17 protein-coding genes are annotated in these 19,309 nt (G+C 39.2%); 10 read left to right on the top strand and 7 right to left on the bottom strand.

Annotated features, from left to right (window positions below):
* Window positions 1-36: 36 nt before the first annotated feature.
* Together AOC36_RS10420 and proB are read right to left on the bottom strand one after the other, a co-directional pair.
* Window positions 37-1,263, bottom strand: a complete 1,227-nt coding sequence (locus tag AOC36_RS10420; RefSeq protein WP_067634021.1) for a glutamate-5-semialdehyde dehydrogenase — start codon at window positions 1,261-1,263, stop codon at window positions 37-39.
* Window positions 1,256-2,107, bottom strand: coding sequence for a glutamate 5-kinase (gene proB / locus AOC36_RS10415; protein ID WP_067634019.1), 852 nt, complete (start codon window positions 2,105-2,107; stop codon window positions 1,256-1,258). The genes AOC36_RS10420 and proB overlap by 8 nt, the downstream gene beginning before the upstream one ends.
* A gap of 154 nt (window positions 2,108-2,261) precedes the next feature.
* Here proB and AOC36_RS10410 point away from each other — a divergent pair, with 154 nt between their 5' ends.
* From AOC36_RS10410 to AOC36_RS10365, 10 genes are all read left to right on the top strand, one after another.
* On the top strand, window positions 2,262-3,569 hold the full coding sequence (locus AOC36_RS10410; protein WP_067634017.1) for a metal-dependent hydrolase family protein: 1,308 nt from the start codon (window positions 2,262-2,264) through the stop codon (window positions 3,567-3,569).
* A 153-nt stretch (window positions 3,570-3,722) separates the two neighbouring features.
* A complete protein-coding gene (locus tag AOC36_RS10405; protein ID WP_067634015.1) occupies window positions 3,723-4,721 on the top strand; it encodes a siderophore ABC transporter substrate-binding protein in 999 nt (332 codons plus the stop codon).
* Window positions 4,722-4,742: 21 nt separating this feature from the next.
* Window positions 4,743-5,756, top strand: a complete 1,014-nt coding sequence (locus AOC36_RS10400; RefSeq protein WP_067634013.1) for an ABC transporter permease — start codon at window positions 4,743-4,745, stop codon at window positions 5,754-5,756.
* Window positions 5,753-6,772: an iron chelate uptake ABC transporter family permease subunit gene (locus tag AOC36_RS10395; RefSeq protein ID WP_067634011.1), complete on the top strand. Its 1,020-nt coding sequence runs from the start codon at window positions 5,753-5,755 to the stop codon at window positions 6,770-6,772. The genes AOC36_RS10400 and AOC36_RS10395 overlap by 4 nt, the downstream gene beginning before the upstream one ends.
* Entirely contained in the window at window positions 6,769-7,521 is a 753-nt protein-coding gene (locus tag AOC36_RS10390) for an iron ABC transporter ATP-binding protein (RefSeq protein ID WP_067634009.1), read from the top strand. The genes AOC36_RS10395 and AOC36_RS10390 overlap by 4 nt, the downstream gene beginning before the upstream one ends.
* Window positions 7,522-7,745: 224 nt before the next feature.
* The gene (gene argS / locus AOC36_RS10385) at window positions 7,746-9,494 is read left to right on the top strand and encodes an arginine--tRNA ligase (protein ID WP_067634007.1); all 1,749 of its coding nucleotides are present in this window, start codon (window positions 7,746-7,748) and stop codon (window positions 9,492-9,494) included.
* An 84-nt stretch (window positions 9,495-9,578) separates the two neighbouring features.
* On the top strand, window positions 9,579-9,920 hold the full coding sequence (locus tag AOC36_RS10380) for a PadR family transcriptional regulator (protein WP_067634005.1): 342 nt from the start codon (window positions 9,579-9,581) through the stop codon (window positions 9,918-9,920).
* 4 nt (window positions 9,921-9,924) lie between these two features.
* Complete coding sequence (locus tag AOC36_RS10375; RefSeq protein WP_067634003.1) at window positions 9,925-10,689, top strand: permease prefix domain 1-containing protein; 765 nt, start codon at window positions 9,925-9,927, stop codon at window positions 10,687-10,689.
* Complete coding sequence (locus AOC36_RS10370) at window positions 10,689-11,660, top strand: hypothetical protein (RefSeq protein ID WP_067634000.1); 972 nt, start codon at window positions 10,689-10,691, stop codon at window positions 11,658-11,660. The genes AOC36_RS10375 and AOC36_RS10370 overlap by 1 nt, the downstream gene beginning before the upstream one ends.
* 97 nt (window positions 11,661-11,757) lie before the next feature.
* Entirely contained in the window at window positions 11,758-12,567 is an 810-nt protein-coding gene (locus AOC36_RS10365) for a Cof-type HAD-IIB family hydrolase (protein ID WP_067633998.1), read from the top strand.
* Between the two features lie 100 nt (window positions 12,568-12,667).
* On the opposite strand, the gene AOC36_RS12015 is transcribed toward AOC36_RS10365, so the two are convergent.
* The 5 genes from AOC36_RS12015 to AOC36_RS10340 form a co-directional block, all read right to left on the bottom strand.
* Window positions 12,668-14,992 carry an InlB B-repeat-containing protein gene (locus AOC36_RS12015; RefSeq protein WP_078055157.1) on the bottom strand — a complete coding sequence of 775 codons (2,325 nt, stop codon included), beginning with the start codon at window positions 14,990-14,992 and terminating at the stop codon, window positions 12,668-12,670.
* Between the two features lie 383 nt (window positions 14,993-15,375).
* On the bottom strand, window positions 15,376-16,509 hold the full coding sequence (gene tnpB, locus AOC36_RS10355; protein WP_067633995.1) for an IS200/IS605 family element RNA-guided endonuclease TnpB: 1,134 nt from the start codon (window positions 16,507-16,509) through the stop codon (window positions 15,376-15,378).
* Window positions 16,506-16,910, bottom strand: coding sequence for an IS200/IS605 family transposase (tnpA, locus tag AOC36_RS10350; protein WP_067633993.1), 405 nt, complete (start codon window positions 16,908-16,910; stop codon window positions 16,506-16,508). Before tnpA ends, tnpB begins: the two co-directional genes overlap by 4 nt.
* A gap of 116 nt (window positions 16,911-17,026) precedes the next feature.
* The gene (locus AOC36_RS10345; RefSeq protein WP_157777184.1) at window positions 17,027-18,613 is read right to left on the bottom strand and encodes an InlB B-repeat-containing protein; all 1,587 of its coding nucleotides are present in this window, start codon (window positions 18,611-18,613) and stop codon (window positions 17,027-17,029) included.
* Between the two features lie 223 nt (window positions 18,614-18,836).
* Entirely contained in the window at window positions 18,837-19,031 is a 195-nt protein-coding gene (locus AOC36_RS10340) for a hypothetical protein (protein ID WP_067633989.1), read from the bottom strand.
* Window positions 19,032-19,309 lie beyond the last annotated feature (278 nt).

Below are 19,309 nucleotides of genomic sequence, written 5' to 3'. Positions count from 1 at the left end.
AGGATATGCTTATCCAAAGGCAAAGAAAAGGACAGGTTATCGTACCTGTCCTTCACCGCGTATTTTATATTTATAGGAGGTCAGTTCCTTAAGACCCATTGGTCCTCGTGCATGGAGTTTTTGGGTGCTGATGCCAATCTCTGCACCCATGCCCATTTCAAAACCGTCCGTAAAACGGGTGGATGCATTCACATATACACAGGCTGCATCAATATCATTTAAGAATGTTTCAGCATGGGATGGATTTGTAGTGATGATGGCTTCTGAGTGTTTGGTATTGTGGGTATTGATGTGCTCAATGGCTTCTTCCAAGGTATCAACAACCTTAACAGAAAGTTTAGTATCTAAGTATTCGGTATAGAAGTCCTCTTGTGAAGCAGGTTGAATCCGTGGATCAATGCTGATAGATCGCAAATCACCATAAAAGGTTACCGTACGTAATTGATCGATGATTTTTGGTAAAATAGCGTGCGCTTTTTGATGGATGACTAAAGACTCAGCAGCATTACAGACGCCCAATCGTTGTAGTTTAGCGTTTTCAATGATTTGAAGCGCGAGGGTTTCATCATAGGATTCATCGATATAGATGTGACAATTACCGGCACCTGTTTCAATGACAGGGATGGTTGAATTTTGGATGACTGCTTGAATTAATCCCGCACTTCCCCGTGGAATTAAGACATCAATTGCGTCATTCATTTTCATCATTTGAAGGGTTGACTCACGGTCTGTTGATTTGATTAATTGGATGATATGTGGATTGGTGTTGTGCGAAATCAGCACTTTTCGAATAATTGATTCCAAGGTAATGTTTGTGTTCAATGCTTCTTTACCACCTTTTAGTACAACCGCATTGCCTGCTTTAAAACACAAAGCAAAGGCATCCAGTGTTACATTAGGGCGGGATTCGTAAATGATTCCAATTACACCCAACGGAACGGATATTTTTTCGATATTCAGGCCATTTTCTAACTGGGTTGTATTAAGTGTGACACCCACTGGATCATCCAATTCGATCAATTGGTCACAGCTTTCTTTCATTGCTTGAATGCGGGTATCATTGAGTGTGAGACGATCAATAAGTGGTTGTGACATTTTTGAATCATGGGCATTATAAACATCGATTCTATTGGCGTTAATAATCGTTTGCGTGTTATCAACTAAGGCTTGACCCATATCACGTAGGATTGCATTCTTTTGAGTTGTTGATAAGTGTTGACAATCGTGTGCTGCTTTTTTTGCATTGTATCCAAGTTCATTCATGAGCATCACTTCCTTTAATGTAATTGAGTAGGTCAAAGTTTGGGAGTGGATTTGCACTAAAACAGGTTCCAATAGGTTCTCCATCAACAATTCGGTAAATGTTAAAGACATCATGTCCGCTGGCAAGAACCATATCCGCACCCGCTTCTGTCGCGATTTTTGCTGCTTTGATTTTGGTGTTCATACCACCGGTCCCAACACCACTGGATGAAGAATCTTTTCCCATTTTAAAATGTGTGTCATTGATTTTTTCTACTTCAGAAATAAGGGAAGCTTTGGGATTTGTAGTAGGGTCATCGGTATAGAAACCATCAATATCCGATAAGATGATGAGAAGGTCTGCATGAATGAGTGCAAGGACAAAAGCGGATAATGTATCGTTATCTCCGAATTCAATTTCGTCGGTTGCAACGGTATCGTTTTCGTTCACAACAGGAATCACCCCCATATTCAAAAGTGCATTGAACGTATTTTGGGCATTTTGAATGCCATCTTTAAACATAAGGTTGTGTTTTGTGAGTAAGACTTGTGCACAGTTTTGATTGTATTCTGAGAACAAACGTTGGTAAATCATCATGAGTTTTGCTTGTCCAATGGCTGCTAGAGCCTGTTTTTGAGGTAGGTGAGAAGGATCTTCTACCATACTCATCACTTTGCGTCCTACTACTTGTGCACCCGAAGTGACCAATACCACATCTTTCCCTTGGTTTCTTAAATCCGAGAGAACCCGTACAAGTCGTTCAAGTTTCCGATAGTCAATGTTTTTTGATTCGGGATGGGTAAGCGACGACGATCCAATCTTCACAACAATCCGTTGCTTATTTTTCAGTGATGTTCGATTCATAAAAAAACCCCCTTGTTTAGTTAATAGAATTATAGTGGAAAATATGCTTACTTACAATTAAAAAATCCTTGATTTCTTAAGAGAAATGCTGTGCATAAAATTCGCTTATGAAAAAGCGTGGTATAATATGGCTAATACGAAAGGAGGGGGAATTATGCAGACAACTGTGTTTAGAAACTGTAATTATATTGATCTCAATGAATCGGGATACACGGTAACTTTATGTGATATTTTAGTGGATCATCACGGTCTGATTAAAGAGATGGCTCCACATATTAATGTCACAGAACCAAGTTGTGTAGAAGTTTCAATTGACAATAAATATATTTTAGCTGGGCTTATTGATGCCCATGTTCACTTGTTTTCAAGTGGTGGTAGACTTTCGGTTTCAGATAAGCCTGGAATTATGAAAGTGTTAAATCGCTTCTTAAAAACAAAAGTCGGCAAGAATTATATCCGAAATACAATGCATAAGAATGCACATACGCAACTCCAATCGGGTGTCACAACCCTAAGATCAGTGGGGGAATTTCAATATCAAGATGTGACGCTGCGTGATGAAATTATAAATGGAGATAGAGATGGTCCCAATCTTTATGTTTCGGGGTATTTCATCAGTATTAAGGGAGGCCATGGAGCTCCCTACTTAGCACTTGAAAGCGACGGACCATGGGCGTGTCGAAAAAGTGTACGAAAGAACTTACTTGAAGGCGTTGATTGGATTAAGATTTGTGTCACCAGTGGTGTTACTGATGCACGAAGAATTGGTGAAGCAGGAAGGCTTCAGCTTAATTTAGAAGAGATTGAAGCAATCTGTGATGAAGCACATCGTGTAGGTGTTATGGTAAGTGCACACGTTGAAAGTAGCGAAGGTGTTAGAATCGCTCTTTTAGGGGGTGTGGACACCATTGAGCATGGAGCGGTGCTGGATGATACAATGATTCAGTTATTTAAAAATAATCCGAAGGCATTAAGAGGGTTTACTGCGTTGATTCCAACATTCTCAGCAGCCTATCCTTTTGCACTTCTTGATAAAGAAAAAACGGAGTTATCGGATGTTGTGTACTATAATGGTAAACGCATCTATGAAGAAATGATGGAAGGGTTTAAACAAGCCATTGATCATGACATTACAGTGGGTGTTGGAACGGATGCATCGATGTCTTTTGTGAAACATTACAATTTCTATCGAGAATTGGATCATATTGTAAGATATGGTGGTGTACCGGCGTATAAAGCGCTGTATATGGCAACACGTGTCAATGCATGTGTCTTAAATGATCAATTTATTGGAAACCTTGATATTGGAAAGCGTGCAGATTTTATCGTTCTTAATGATAATCCTGCAGAAAATGTCCAAGTGCTTAAAGAAATTGAAGCGGTCTATAAAGATGGACAGAAAGTCATACCAATTCCAATTAATAAAGATGATGAGATCGACGGACTGCTTGATCTTACATAATTGTGCCATAAAACAAATTATTTACAATCTATAATATCAATAATCAGCTGTGATTTATTCATCGAGTGTTCATTGACACTTTGAGGGTAGTAGTGTTAGAATTTCACAGTGATTTTAGGCATACCTTTAGTAAAAAAAAAGAATGGAGAATACATGAAAAAATTTAAATTATCGAAACTTGTTTTAATTGCGTTATCTTTAATGATGATGCTTACAGCATGTGGAAATCAAAACGATGCGAACAATTCAAACGGAGGTCAAGGTTCAACAGTGGATATCACAGATGTTCATGGGGTTGTGAGTGTTCCTATAAACCCAAAACGTGTTGTTGCGCTTGATAACAGAACCTTCGAGACCTTGTCAGATTGGAAGATTGAGCTTAAAGCGGCACCTAAAGATGTGATGCCTTCTGACTCAACCTATGTTTTGGATGAGTCTGTGCAAAATATTGGAAATCATCGAGAACCAAACCTTGAGATTATTGCAGCTGTCAATCCAGATCTTGTAATTGTTGGACAACGCTTTGCGAGCTATTATGATCAAATTAAAGAACTCGTACCCAATGCAGCAGTTGTTGATTTTAGTTTTGATGTTTCCAAAGACGCAGCGACGCCGGGTAAAAACTTAGTGAATGGTCTTAAAGATTCAACAATTGCTTTGGGTAAGATCTTTAGTAAAGAGTTAGAAGCCAATAAGCTTGTCTCAGACTTTGATGATGCCATTGAATCTGTGAATAAAGCCTACAATGGAACTGACACAGTGATGGGAGTTATTGTTTCTGGAGGTAACATTGGGTATGCTGCACCAGGTTCTGGACGTGTATGGGGACCGATGTTTGAAATCTTCAATTGGAAACCTGCACTGGATGTGGACAATTCGACATCGGATCACCAAGGCGATGATATTTCGGTAGAAGCAATTGCGCAAAGCAATCCTCAATGGGTGTTTGTACTTGATCGTGATGCTGCAACCAGTGATGCATCGCAAGCTGTTCCTGCTCAGGATGTGATTAATAATGCGCCTGCGCTTCAAAACATTGATGCAATTAAAGCCAACCATGTTGTTTATGCACCAAAGGATACGTATACAAACGAATCCATTCAAACCTATCTTGAGTTGTTTAACAATCTCGCAAAAGCATTGGCTGAATAAGTCAGTTTAAAGGAAAATCTGATGTTTTTAAACTTTAAAACAAAAGAACGTGGGGCTGGGGTTTCTCAGCCTCTTCGTTTACATCGAAGTAAACTATGGACCAAGTCCTTTGTTTTCTTATGCGTTTGTGTCATTATATTGGGATTAATCTCTCTTTTTACAGGCGCTTATGATATTGTGGGACAAGACGATGGATTACAGATGTTTTTTATCACCCGTGTTCCACGCACCCTTTCATTAATGTTAACAGGGGCTGCGATGTCTATGACTGGACTGGTGATGCAATTGATTACGCAAAATAGACTGGTTGAACCGACTTCAACAGGAACAATTGAGTGGGCTGGACTTGGGCTTCTGATGGTATATGTCGTGTTTCCAGCTCCTAGTTTAGTGCTTCGAATGGGTGGAGCAATTCTCTTCTCATTTGTCGGAACCATGATTTTCTTTTTGTTTTTACGACGTGTTCGACTGCGTTCCTCACTCATTGTTCCCATCGTTGGCATGATGTTGGGTGCAGTAATATCTGCATTTTCCACCTTTATTGGCCTTGCATTTCAAATGACACAGAGTATTGAAGGGTGGTTTGTTGGATCCTTTGCGAATGTGCAAATGGGAAGGTATGAAACACTGTGGATTATTCTGGCTGTTGTGATCTTTGTTTATGTGTATGCCGATCGCTTAACGCTAGTGGGACTGGGAGAAGACATCGCAACAAACCTAGGGGTCAATTACAATACGGTGATTTTATTAGGTGTCGCAACAATTTCACTTGTCGTGGGCGTAGTGTCTGCTGTGATTGGGAATCTTCCGTTTTTGGGGTTGATTGTGCCAAATATTGTATCACTGGCTCGTGGGGATGATCTTCGAAGTAATTTACCTTGGGTTTGCTTATTAGGGATGGGAATCATCACTGCGTGTGACATTATTTCACGAACATTGATTATGCCTTTTGAGGTGCCTGTCTCATTGATCCTTGGAACCTTTGGTTCGTTTGTGTTCATTGTCTTGATACTTAAGCAAAGGAGAAACCGATGAATCAGCTCACAATTAAACGATCTGCGAAAGCATTTAAAAATGCCAAAGATCAACGCAATTTTTGGATTGTATTGAGTGTTTTATTTGGGTTATCATTGCTCGCAACGTATGGATTGTTGGTTTTCAATAATCCAGTACCCTTTGACTCACCTTCATTCATCCCCGTTGTAAGACGTCGCTTCACTGCGGTTGTGGTAATGCTAGTTGTATCACTATGTCAAAGTCTATCAACGGTTGCCTTTCAATCACTCACCAGCAACAAAATCATTACTCCCTCATTATTAGGGTTTGATGCACTCTATGCAACCATTCATACCACGACGATTTTCCTATTTGGATCTTCAGTCTTCATTAATTTTAGTGGATTAGGTCCCTTTATATTGCAAATTGTGCTCATGGTCATGATGTGTTTAATCCTCTATGGATGGCTTTTATCAGGTAAGTATGGAGATCTTCAACTTATGCTTTTAGTGGGTGTTATTATTGGGACGGGGCTACGTTCACTATCATCGTTTATGCGAAGATTGCTTGCACCTTCCGAGTTTGATATCCTTCAAGCACGCTTATTTGGATCGGTGAATAATGCAAATATCGAATCATTATACCTAGCGATCCCGCTGGTCATATGTGTGGGGATCTTATTATTTATGTTCTCACATAAACTGAATGCATTATCTTTAGGCAAAGATGTTTCAACTTCAATTGGTGTGAATCACCAACGCAGTGTTATCTATGGATTAATTCTCGTGTCTATTTTAATGTCAATCTCAACAGCTTTGGTAGGGTCGCTAACATTCTATGGATTCTTAGTGGCAACGTTAAGTTATCAAATGTCCAAAACTTATGATCATAAACATATTTTTCTGATGGCGTTTGTGATTGGATATCTTGTGATTACCGGTGCTTATTTTATAATGAATCACGTGTTTAATGCCCAAGGTGTGGTCTCGGTGATCATTGAAATGGTTGGGGGCATCACATTCTTAATGATGATCCTTAGAAAGGGAAGCTTATGATATCAATACGAAATGCAAAAAAGACTTATGATAAAGTTGAAATTGGTCCACTTGAGCTCGATATACCCAAAGCAGGCATCACCTCCATTATTGGACCCAATGGGGCTGGTAAGTCTACGACCCTTTTGATGGTTGGACGGCTCTTAAAAATGGATGAAGGTTCAATCAGCGTAGCAGGATTGGACGTATCGCTGACAAAGTCAGAAGAACTTGCGAAAGTTCTTGCGATTTTAAGACAAGAAAATCATTTTGTAACCCGTCTGACAGTAAGACAGTTAGTTGGATTTGGGCGGTATCCATACACAAAAGGGAATATCACACAAGAAGATGAAGTCATAATTTCTAAGTACATTGATTTTCTTGATTTGACAACACTTGAAGATCGATATTTAGATGAACTATCAGGGGGGCAAAGACAGCGTGCTTATGTCGCAATGGTACTGGCCCAAGAAACAGAGTATGTTTTATTGGACGAACCGCTCAATAATCTCGATGTATCTGGATCGGTTCAAATGATGCGCCATTTAAAACAAGCTGCCCACGATTTTAATCGCACGATTGTCACTGTTTTACACGATATCAATTTCGCTGCTAAGTACTCTGATCGAATATGTGCGATGAAGGATGGTAACATTATTGCCTTTGGACCGGTTGCTGATATCATGGATTCCACATTGCTCACTCAATTATTTGAGACAAACATTGAGGTGATTAAAGGCCCCTATGGTCCCCTTGCGATTTATGAGTAAGTCGTATCCTGAATTATCTGTTGATATGAACCATTAACCGCAATCCTTAAGTAAATTAAGCAGGATATGCTCATGATGAAAAGATCGTAGGAAGTGCTTTGGCATAATTCTCAAAGTAAATCAAGCATCAGGGTATCATCGAAACCAGAGTTCATCAATCCTTACCTTGTGAAGTAGATGATAAGTTGTTATAATTGAGTAGAAAAAATAGTGAGGTAATCTGGATGTCCCTAAAAACGGAGTTAGAATTAATTGTAAAAGACGCCTTTAAAGCGTGTGGATTTGAGGGTGATGTGGGTCATGTGACGGAATCGAAACGGGTAGATTTATGTCAATTTCAATCAAATGATTCATTTGTTGTCGCAAAGACACAACGAAAGAACCCTAAAGAAGTTGGGGAAGCTGTAGTGGATGTGTTAAATCAACATCCTAAAATTAAAGAAGCGTCATTTGCGCCTCCAGGGTTTATTAATATTACAGTAAGCGATGCGTTTTTAATTGAATGTCTCCATAATATGATCAATGATGCTTTTGTGGGTGTTCCACAAATTGGTGCTGGGGAAACAATTGTTTTAGATTATGGTGGACCCAATGTTTCAAAACCACTTCATGTTGGACATTTACGTTCTGCAGTTATTGGGGAAGCTGTAAAGCGAATTGCACGTGCATGTGGATACAATGCGATTGGGGATGTACACCTTGGTGATTGGGGACTGCCTTTGGGGCTTGTAATCTATGAACTGAAATTGCGCTATCCAGAGTGGCATTGCTTCCAAGAAGGGTTTGGCGGTGATTGTGATGAGAGTATCCAATTAACCCCTGAATTATTATATGAAGTGTATCCAACTGCAAGCACCCGTTCAAAAACAGATGCTGAATATTTAGCACAAGCACGTGAAGTAACCGCGCGATTGCAAGATGGTCACCCAGGGTATACCTTGCTTTGGAATTTGATTGTGAAGACATCGGTCAGTGATATTAAAAAAGACTATGATAAATTAGATGTATCCTTTGATTATTGGTATGGCGAAAGTGATGCGGATCACTACATCCCACAACTGATGGAAATCCTTTACGATAAGCATTTAATTCGCGAAAGTGATGGTGCGAAAGTAGTGGATGTCATCAAGGAAACAGACAAGTCACCGATGCCTCCAGTAATTGTTGAGAAATCAGACGGTTCAAGTATCTATGCAACTACGGACCTTGCTACGATTTTTCAAAGACAAAAAGACTTTAAACCCAATAAGATTTGGTATGTTGTGGATAAACGTCAAGGGCTTCACTTTGAACAAGTCTTCCGCGTTGCACGTCTTGCAAATTTAGTGCCAGAATCAACAGAATTTAAGTTTCTTGGATTTGGTACCATGAATGGACAAGATGGTAAACCCTTTAAGACACGTGATGGTGGTGTTATGAGTCTATCAAGTTTATTGAAACAGGTGGAAGATGCATCGCGTGAAAAATTGGAAGAATCGGATCGAAATGTGAATCATGAATCAGCGCTTGATATTGGTGTTGCTGCCCTTAAGTTTGGTGACCTCATCAACAATCCAAGTTCTGACTACATCTTTGATGTGGATAAGTTCTTATCCTTTGAAGGTAAAACAGGAAGTTATATCCTTTACAACAATGTCAGAATTATAGGAATCTTGAAACGCTTGAATGAAGATCCTGCATTGATTCATCCAATGGCTCAAATTGTCAGTGAACATCAACGAAACCTCGTATTAAAGCTCCTACGTAATCCTGAGCAGTTTATGGCATCAATGGATGAAGGTGCTCCAAACTATATTACCGATAATACCTATCAAATCGCAGCAGCGCTTGCGAAATTCTATGCGGAGCATAACATCATGAAAGAAGTAAATTCTGAAGTTCAAACATCATGGATTAACCTGCTAAAAGCAACGCATAAAGTAATCGAACATAATTTAAATGTGTTGGGTATCAACGCAGTACAAGAAATGTAATGGATCAGGCTGGACACATGTTTCAGCCTTTTATGTGTTGACATACCTAGACACACATAGTATATTATGGGTAGAGGTGATCGTATGAATAATAGAGAATGGTTACGAACAGGATCTCGATATATGTTACTCAGTTTGCTTTCAGAGCGTGAGATGTATGGATATGAAATCATTAAGGAACTTGAGTCTCGATCTGAACATGTCTTTGAGATGAAAGAAGGAACCTTATATCCAATTCTGCATCGTTTGGAAAAAGAAGGGTATCTTTATGCAAAAACAAAGACATCTGAGGCAGGAAAAGACCGCAAATATTATGGCTTAACGCGATTAGGACATAAACAGCTCCAAGAAGAAAAATCTGTGTGGAAAGAATTCTCAGAATCCGTTGAGAAAGTGGTCTCAAGCACACGATTCCAAAATAGTTAACCCTATGGATGCATCAAAAAGTGACATCTTCCTTGCGAAGATTACTGTTCACATTAAAGACAGTCAGGGAAAACGAATCGTTCAAAAAGAGATGAAAGGACATCTTGAAGATCGGATTGAAGATTTTATTGATGAAGGGTATACACCGCAACAAGCAGAGCTCAAAGCCATTGAAGCTTTTGGGGATCCCAAAGAAATAGGGAAAGCCTTTGATAAACTGTACAATCGTTGGACACGAAGACTTCGAAATCTCCTTGTTTTTCTCATTGTTTGGCAATGTTTATGGACAATCATGCCGTATCTTGTTGAGCGTGTTGGTGCGTTACTCAATATTTCATATAGAGACTCTGAGTATCTTATCAACAGGAACCTTGAAAACTTTAAGGTTCTTGAAGATATAAGAATAGAAGACACGTCTTTTATTGTAGGCAATGTTGAAGTGCGCGTTGAACGGGCCATCTTACTGGACAATAACAAAGTCCTTTTATTTGCACGGCAAGTGCGTGTGAGCGATTTAAATGCCTACGGTGCGAGTGTGTTTAGTGCTACAAACATCATGTACAATGAACGTCAAACCACGTTTACACGCTTCATGCCCGATGCGTTTAGTGACACGACAGATGACAATCTCACTAGTGGAAGTGGTGTTTCGCCATATTGGGTTGCAGTACTTCATCATATCGATGCCATTCCCAGTCAGGTGACCCTTCAATATGTGGATATGAATCATGACCAAATCTTTACCCTAGATTTGAAAGGAGCACCATAATGGTACGCAGATCACGCATTCTAATCTTATTGACAGTGCTCCTATGCATCACAACCTTTGTTTCATATCGCTTGTCGGGGTTTTACTTTACAAAACTACAGGCGATTCATGACGCAATACGTGCGTTAGGTCTGGATGATGCTACCATTAGGTATCAGAAGAAACAAAACCTAACATGGTTGGTACTCATTGAAACAGAAGAAGGGTTGGTACCCATCAATATCAACCAACACAACCCAATCAAGTATTCAATCAATGCCATAACCCTCGATAATTTCAGGACACCCCCACAAACAATTGAAAACTATGCGCTAAATCGATTGTTTTACGCATTCTTCGATGCAACAACACAGCGTTTTTTGATTGTTGCACCGGGTGTCGATACCATTGAAGCGATGGTGTTAAATGAAGAAACAAAACAGCTTGAACCCACAGACTCTGAGCATATGTTAAGAAAAGAATCGGATGGAGTATTTGAAACAAGCATTGAAGAGGCTAATCAATATACATATGTATTTCGAGATTCAGATGGAAACCGATTATACACAAGTAAGTTATTTGGAAACAATACTGTTGTTGTGACGCATATAAACCAAGACAAACTAGAACGCGCACGATTTGTGAACCCGTTGGTGCTCTATTCGGGTGATGAACAAACATCCATTGTAGATGATGATGTTATTTTCCATGTGAAGTATCGTAGTGATGCGCAGTCAATGCCAGTGTTCTATGAAACAATTCTTAATGTTGAACGAAACAGTCCTTATAATGATGAAGTGGAACTCTGGATTACACCTTCAATCACACAAGACTATGAACAATGGGTTTACGATGGATTGAATCCAAACTCAAATATCACTTTCACAGTGATTACTAAAACAATGCAATCAAGCGAAGATGATCCGATATTGAATGCTTACACAACCGATGTGATGTCATATTTGAAAATAATCGATACATTTAATCCCTAAAACCATACAGGTGTCTGAAACTAATTACCAATATACCTAAGATGTTTGTTTTACACATATTTTCTTGGTATTATGTTTAGGTGGTATGGAGGACTGTATGCAAAAAGTAGTATTTATTGATATAGACGGAACATTAGTTCATGGGAGTGAAATTGTCCCTGAGAGTGCAATTAAGGCGTGTAAAATCGCACGAGAAAATGGGCACAAGCTCTACTTATGTACAGGGCGGTCAAAAACAGAAATTTATGATCATATTTTAGAAGTTGGTTTTGATGGAATAATTGGTGCAGGCGGTGGATACATCGAATCCGATGGAGAAGTTGTGATGCATCAACATGTAGACATGGATACCTTAGACTATACCTTGAAATTCTTTAATGAACATGGTATTCATCACTGTGTAGAAACAAACGATGGATTATATATTAGTGAAGGGTACCGCGAACATTTGCGCGGTCTGATGAACTATGCGGATGATTTTGATTCACATCCATTTGTGAAAGCACTGCGAGATGGTCAATCATTAATGAGAAACGATGTAAATAAAGTGTGCTTTATGGGAAATCATGAACTTCCATTTAGTAAGCTTAGCGAAATGTTTGAGTCGTATTATGAAGTACATCAATCTACGGTAGCAGTGTTTGGTGAAACAAGTGGTGAACTTGCAATTAAAGGAGTTAGTAAGTCAAATGCGATTGATGTGTTATTGAACCATTTAAACATGTCAAAAGAAGATACTGTTTCTATTGGTGATGGTGATAATGATATCGATATGTTTGAATTTACAAAACTGTCAATTGCGATGGAAAACGCAACTCCGAAACTAAAAGATGTATCCGATTGGATTACAAGTTCAGTTGGTGATGACGGACTCTATAATGCGTTTAAATATGCAAAACTAATCTAAAGATGTGGATCAAACCACATCTTTTTTAAAGCAAAAAAATGCCCTCACCACGATTTCGTGATAAGAGCATTGGGCTAAGTGATATATCTTCGCTTAAAAATTATGACTTTTTCTTAGCGGCTTTTTTTCTTAATAATGAAACGGATACTAGAAGTCCTCCCAACACAACTGAACCCATCGCAATACGCAAGTATAGTTGTGATTGACCCGTGTTTGGAAGATCGACCTGTGGCTTTTCAGTATCTTTAGGGTCAACCGGATTAACAGGGTCAACAGGGTCAACGGGGTCAACAGGATCAACAGGATCAACAGGATCAACCGGGTCAACTGGATCAACGGGATCAACCGGATCAACAGGATCAACAGGATCAACAGGATCAACCGGGTCAACCGGGTCAACCGGATCAACCGGATCAACCGGATCAACAGGGTCAACCGGGTCAACTGGATCAACAGGGTCAACCGGGTCAACAGGATCAACCGGATCAACCGGGTCAACAGGGTCAACCGGGTCAACAGGATCAACCGGGTCAACAGGATCAACAGGATCAACAGGATCAACCGGGTCAACTGGATCAGGATTTTGTTCCCATACTGCAACGAATTCGGTGTTTGAAGTGATTACAAAAATATCGTTTGGTTGATATCGTGTTTCATCGATTCCATTTACAGCCCATCCTTTAAATGTATACCCTTCTCTTGCGAGGGTACCAGGATCTTTTACGACTACATTTGAATCGGATGTATAGCGGTTTGTGTCTACTGGAACATTACCCGTGGAATCTTCATGTGAGCGATAGGTAACAGTGAATGTTTCATTCTCTTCCCAAACTGCAATTAAATCGATGTTTTGTGTCATAACAATCATATCCCCAGGTTGGTACTGGATACCTGCTTCGCCACCTTCAATCCAACCTTTGAATGTATAGCCATCTCTAGAAAGATTGCCTGGACCTTTTACAGTTGCTGTTTCACCACTGAGATAGAGGTTAGCGTCAGTTGGTACATCACCTACAGAGTCCTCATGTGAATGATACGTTACGGTGTATTGTTCTTCTTCATTTTCTTCCGTTGTATCCTTAACAAGCAAGAATCGAATATCGCGTGCTGACATCGCGAATTGGCTGCTTGAATCATCTTTCCAATGAATATTCGGTCCGATTGGTGTATATAAATTAGGGTAAGTACTTTGATCGACAGTATCTCCAAGAAGATATACTGGGTTATTGTCATCATCAAGAGTATAGATATAAGCTTTGTATCCATTAGCATCTATGGATGTTTTTAAATCGCTAAAGCTACCAACGATGTTATTGATACTGAATGCACCACTTGAATCGGTATAGGTATTGTTTTTAACTTCCCCATCAGCAGTACTTTTAATATTCACTGAAATATTCTCAAGTGGCAGTGCTGAATCCCAATCAAGCTCACTTCCTTCTTGGATACGAACTTGTCCACTGATTGCAGGAGAAATCAGTGTGATGTTTGTGGGAAGTGAAACGATACGCGAAGCATTTAGATTGGCAGATATATATTTAAATCCAGATATTGGTGTAACACCATTGAGTTCATCATCGGATAAATTCTCCTCAATAAACTTTGTGCTAATATCACTGATGATATAGATTCGACTAAAGATATCAGTTTTGAGTTCTTTTGAAAACTTGATGCGCGCGATAATATGGGTGACATTTGTGTTTGTAACTGCTTCAAATGGTACATACGTTTGTCCATTATCTTCTGAGTATAAGTACTCAACATTAATTCCAGATGCCTCAAGGTCAAGTGCACCAGGATATGTGTTTTCAATCATTCCTTCGTAAAGGTATATAATATTCGGTCTGGGTTTACCAGTGATAGGGTCATCGTAATAATCTACAGGTTCGATATACATGCGTGTTGAACCATCATTTGTGATTTCAAGTTTATTCGCTGGAACTTGAATTTGAACATCCATAACTGTATTGACGGATGATACAACCGAGCCTGAATAAACAAATTGGAGCATTAATTTTTCATCTTCCATTTGTGGGAAATATCCAAGGTTTGCGTTGAATTCTGCATATTTAGGATCAAAATGAGTCATCGTATAAAGCGACTCAAATGCTACTGAATAGAACCCATTTGCGCCTTGATAGGCATTTGATTTATAGTTGATTGTTAATGATTGTTCATCTTCATCCGTGAATGTGTAATTCAAGGAGTTACTCGTTATATAGTAATTTCCTCCACGCTTTGTTAGCGACACATTTTGACCGGCTGATCCATAGTATATATCATCAGTCGTTATAGGTGCACCATATGTGTCAACATGATGAACAGTTAGTCTATGACTCTCATCGGCTTTTACTATAATCCCACTTGTAGTAAAAACTAATGAAAGACAAGCGACTAAAAAGAACTTTAGTTTCTTTACACTCATTTTCTTCCTCCCAGGGTTTTTAAAACCCAACGTTTAAATAATTGTAGCACGCGAATTATAGAATAATTCTATACACTTTTATCGGTGCTATCGTAAGGAAAGGGTAGAAAATAAAGCGAAAGTTCTATGGTTATTGAGATATATCCAGGTGTAAGGAGTCGTTAAAAAAACAGCATCACTTCACGGATGCTGTTTGCTTTTGAACCGATTAATCTGATTTGTGAATCACAAACAAGATTGGTGAACTACCCGCCACTTAGCATACGCTCGAAGTGGGGGCTTCTTGAGAACAAAGCAAACTTAATCGACATTCCTGTCGACCAGCGGTCACTTTTATTTATCAAGCTATCCCCGATGTCCCATCGGTTTATTGTTTTTCATTCTTAGGATTGATGCGAAAGTCTTAATCCTTCATCCAGGATATTGATGCTTGCATTCAAATCACGATCGTGTGTGATGTTGCAGTTGGAACATTCCCATTGACGTATCTCCAGTGGTTTCTTTCCATCATTATATCCACAGTGAGAACACAGCTGACTGGACGGATACCAGGAATCAATCTTGATTACTTTTTTCCCATACCAACCGGCTTTGTATTCGAGCTTTGCCACAAATCGTGACCACGACACATCTGCAATACTCTTTGAAACCCGCTTCGTCTTCATCATTTCTTTAACTTTTAAGGTTTCTATACAGAGCACATCATGGTTCTCGATTAGCTCCTTACTCACCTTGTTTAAGAAATCATTGCGTCGATTTGCGATCTTCTCATGGATTCGTGCGACTTTTAACTTTTGCTTTTGGTAATTCTTGGCTTCCCTCAGCGGGACACCCCGTTTCTTTGCCTCCCTTTTACGTTTTGATAACTTACGTTGTTCTCGTTTCAGTGTCTGTGCTTCTTGGTTTGTGAACCGTGGGTTTGGAATACGTCTTCCATCAGAGAGCACCGCAAAAGCAATCAATCCAAGATCAATCCCAATCTCAGACCCCGTCTTAGGTAGGTGCTCGATTGTTTCTTCGACTAAGAGTGAGACGTGATAGATTCCTGTTGTACTCCTTGATATCGTTGCGGATTTAATATCACCTTTTGGGTGACGATGCATCTTGATTCTCACAAGACTCTTAAGTTTTGGCAGTTTAAGGTATTTATGATTTTTAACGGATATTGTTCCTTTTTGATTGTTTGTGGTATAGGACTGCTCCATTTTTCTTGATTTATACTTTGGCTCACCTACCTTTGGATCTCGATAACAATTCTTAAATGCTCGGTCAAGATTCAATTGTGCATTCGCTAAGGCAAGACTGTCTACTTCCTTCAAATAAGGGTAATCTTCCTTATACTTTGCAGGTGTTGGAATTTTACCGTTTGTTGGAAGTCCGTTTCGATAATCCTCATTCATTTGAAGCCGCTCTTCAAGCATGAGGTTATACGTCTTACGAACACAACCAAACGTTTTTGCGAAAAAGATGATTTGCTCTTGGTTTGGATAAATTCTAAACCTGTAGGCACGTTTCATCGCTTTTCCCCCTGTGTCTCAATATACTGTTTCAACACTTCTAGAGGTGCACCACCAACAGAAATCAAGCAGAAACTCTTTGACCAAAAAGCATCTTTCCAAAGGGATGCTTTCACTTCTGGAAATTCTTTCTTAATCAAGCGACTGCTTGCACTTTTGTAAGCATTGATAAACTTGCTAAGTGGTGTATTTGGATGGGCTTTGAATAGAATATGAACATGGTCAACATCATGATTCCATTCAATACAGGTGATATTGTAGTTTGGAGCAATGGAAACAAAGATTTCATGAGCCCGTTTCGAAATTGAATCGTTGATGACTTTTCTGCGATATTTTGTGACAAAAACCATATGATATGTCAATAAAAACACAGAATGAGCATTATTGTCTAAAACCTGCATATTATGCACTCCCCTTACATTTCTACTGACTATATTATATCATGATTTAAGGGTTAAAGACAGCCAATTCATCCCCCACTTATAGAAGTCGGAGACTTCTGGGCATTTCTGTTAAATTAAGAATTTCTATGTTTCTTTGATCCAAAAATTAGGATTAAACCAACAATTACAGATACAACTGCAAGACCTCCGCCAACTAAAACTGTCCCCGCGCTAGGTAATTGAGCAGGTGGAGTTGGAACAGTAGGTGTTGGCACAACTGGAGTAGGCACAACTGGCGTAGGCGTAGGTGTTGGTGTTGGTGTCGGAGTAGGAGTAGGCGTTGGTGTAGGTGTAGGAGTAGGCGTTGGTGTAGGTGCCGGAGTAGGTGTAGGCGTTGGTGTAGGTGTAGGCGTTGGTGTAGGTGTAGGCGTTGGGGTAGGAGTAGGCGTTGGTGTTGGTGTAGGCGTTGGTGTTGGTGTAGGCGTTGGTGTAGGTGTAGGTGTAGGAGTAGGCGTTGGTGTAGGAGTAGGCGTTGGTGTAGGTGTAGGTGTAGGAGTTGGTGTTGGAATAACAGGCTTAACGGCATCCTTTTCCCAAACTGCGATAAACTCTACATTTTGATTGATGGTATATTTTGAATTTGGTGTGTATATCGTAGGATCATTTACCACTGACCACCCTTTAAATGTATACCCATCCCTTAAGAGGTTATTTTGTCCAAGAAGGGTTACTTCATCTTGCGGATTATAAAGATTTGAATCAATAGGTACTTTACCTGCTGTTGCACCACCATCACGATATTCCACTGTGTAGGTAACAGGAATAGGGTGTTTCACGAGCAGGAACCTTAAGTTTTGAGCCGCTAATGCGTATTGGCTGCTTGTGTTTGATTTCCATAAGATATTAGGGTAAGGTTGCAGGAATAGACTTGGAACTAGAGCGCTATCAACAGAAAATCCTTGTAGATATTGATCATTCCCCGCAGCATCTTCATAAACAATATAGGGTGTATACCCGGTTCCGTCCACTTCAATCCTAAACTCATCAAAGCTCCTCGATAAAGCATTAAATTCGAACATACCATTTGTGTCGGTTTTATCGGAATCGATCGATTGGTCCGTTTGGTTATCCACAATATCGATAGTTTGGTTTTCTATTGGTTTAGCTGCTGGCCAAGAGGGTGTTTGATCCACTTGTTCACGGACTTCACCTTTTACCGATGAGGAAAGAATATTAAATTTTGTCGTTAAGTTTACCGTTATCGATGAGAAATTTGTTGCCCTATAAGCAAATCCACTAATTTGTGATTGGTTTGCAATGGCAGTTGGGTTAAGATTAGCTTCAAAAGCGCTGACTACATAAATCTTATCTGTGTACATTGACCCACTTGTCGGAATATCAGATGCAAACGTAAGTCGAATAATAATGTCTGTGATTTCTGAAGGGTTAACATTTGAATAGAAATCATAATTAGGGTTATTTAATGTCGCGAACAGATATTCAATAGAGATACCATTAGTTGTAGGATCAAGTTTACTTTGACGTGATCCATCAAGCATATCTACGTAAATCGAATTTAAAGGAGTTGTTCCGTCCTCTTTATAAATATAGGTATCGAAATTACTATCAATATTTAAAACTCCTGAACGTGGCAATGAAATATGCACATCAATTATCTTGTCTTTTGTTGATTCTAGATTTGATGAATAAATATATTTCATCTGCATTTTTTCGTTAGGAATCGTTGGGAAATACCCAAGATCTCCATCATATTCCGCAGATCTATCATTGAATTTCGATTGAGTATGAAGTGTTTCAAAATAGATGGAATGAAAACCGTTGGCTCCCCTATAATAATTTGATGTATAGACTAGGGTATACTCTTGGTCTAATTCCGATGTATATGTATAGCTGAGATTGTGTGGTGCTTTGTAATAAACACTACTACGATCGTTTTAGAGTTACTGTATCTCCAGATAAACCATTATACGTTTCTTCATTTGCAATCGGTGCACCATATTCATCAACATGGTGAACCGTTAACGATACGGATGTTTGAGCTTTTACTGCAGAACCATTAATTAACATAAAAATACTTAATGACAAAAGCATAAAGCCTTTTATGAGCTTGTGTTTCATTCTTTACCTCCCATGGGAATATCCCATTTTCACGCTCATTGTAGCACAGATAGATATATCATAAATTTATAGGTAAACGGCATTTTACTTGATGTTCAGTTCAATTCGATACTGTATAGTAGATGAATTACAGAGTGTTGTTTATGTTGACAATAGAAACATTTGATAACTAAATAAGATAGAAAAGCTTTGTGTTCAATAGGAATCAAAATAAAATCAATTTGTGTCAATAAACCAAATTTGATAAGATTAAAAGAGATAGGGTGGGTCTTATCAAA

Origin of the sequence: Erysipelothrix larvae (assembly GCF_001545095.1) — a bacterium.
GTDB classification, from domain to species: Bacteria; Bacillota_I; Bacilli_A; order Erysipelotrichales; family Erysipelotrichaceae; genus Erysipelothrix; species Erysipelothrix larvae.
This window is presented reverse-complemented; position numbering and strand designations above follow the sequence as displayed.

Excerpts from the sequence above, each read along its gene's own strand:
- AOC36_RS10400 (WP_067634013.1), top strand. The coding sequence starts at position 4,743 with ATGTTTTTAAACTTTAAAACAAAAGAACGTGGGGCTGGGGTTTCTCAG.
- AOC36_RS10405 (WP_067634015.1), top strand. The coding sequence starts at position 3,723 with ATGAAAAAATTTAAATTATCGAAACTTGTTTTAATTGCGTTATCTTTA.
- AOC36_RS10365 (WP_067633998.1), top strand. The coding sequence starts at position 11,758 with ATGCAAAAAGTAGTATTTATTGATATAGACGGAACATTAGTTCATGGG.
- AOC36_RS10370 (WP_067634000.1), top strand. The coding sequence starts at position 10,689 with ATGGTACGCAGATCACGCATTCTAATCTTATTGACAGTGCTCCTATGC.
- AOC36_RS10380 (WP_067634005.1), top strand. The coding sequence starts at position 9,579 with ATGAATAATAGAGAATGGTTACGAACAGGATCTCGATATATGTTACTC.
- AOC36_RS10345 (WP_157777184.1), bottom strand. The coding sequence starts at position 18,613 with ATGAAATATATTTATTCATCAAATCTAGAATCAACAAAAGACAAGATA.
- AOC36_RS10375 (WP_067634003.1), top strand. The coding sequence starts at position 9,925 with ATGGATGCATCAAAAAGTGACATCTTCCTTGCGAAGATTACTGTTCAC.
- tnpA (WP_067633993.1), bottom strand. The coding sequence starts at position 16,910 with ATGCAGGTTTTAGACAATAATGCTCATTCTGTGTTTTTATTGACATAT.
- AOC36_RS10410 (WP_067634017.1), top strand. The coding sequence starts at position 2,262 with ATGCAGACAACTGTGTTTAGAAACTGTAATTATATTGATCTCAATGAA.
- AOC36_RS10395 (WP_067634011.1), top strand. The coding sequence starts at position 5,753 with ATGAATCAGCTCACAATTAAACGATCTGCGAAAGCATTTAAAAATGCC.
- proB (WP_067634019.1), bottom strand. The coding sequence starts at position 2,107 with ATGAATCGAACATCACTGAAAAATAAGCAACGGATTGTTGTGAAGATT.
- AOC36_RS10420 (WP_067634021.1), bottom strand. The coding sequence starts at position 1,263 with ATGAATGAACTTGGATACAATGCAAAAAAAGCAGCACACGATTGTCAA.
- AOC36_RS10340 (WP_067633989.1), bottom strand. The coding sequence starts at position 19,031 with ATGAAACACAAGCTCATAAAAGGCTTTATGCTTTTGTCATTAAGTATT.
- AOC36_RS12015 (WP_078055157.1), bottom strand. The coding sequence starts at position 14,992 with ATGAGTGTAAAGAAACTAAAGTTCTTTTTAGTCGCTTGTCTTTCATTA.
- tnpB (WP_067633995.1), bottom strand. The coding sequence starts at position 16,509 with ATGAAACGTGCCTACAGGTTTAGAATTTATCCAAACCAAGAGCAAATC.
- argS (WP_067634007.1), top strand. The coding sequence starts at position 7,746 with ATGTCCCTAAAAACGGAGTTAGAATTAATTGTAAAAGACGCCTTTAAA.
- AOC36_RS10390 (WP_067634009.1), top strand. The coding sequence starts at position 6,769 with ATGATATCAATACGAAATGCAAAAAAGACTTATGATAAAGTTGAAATT.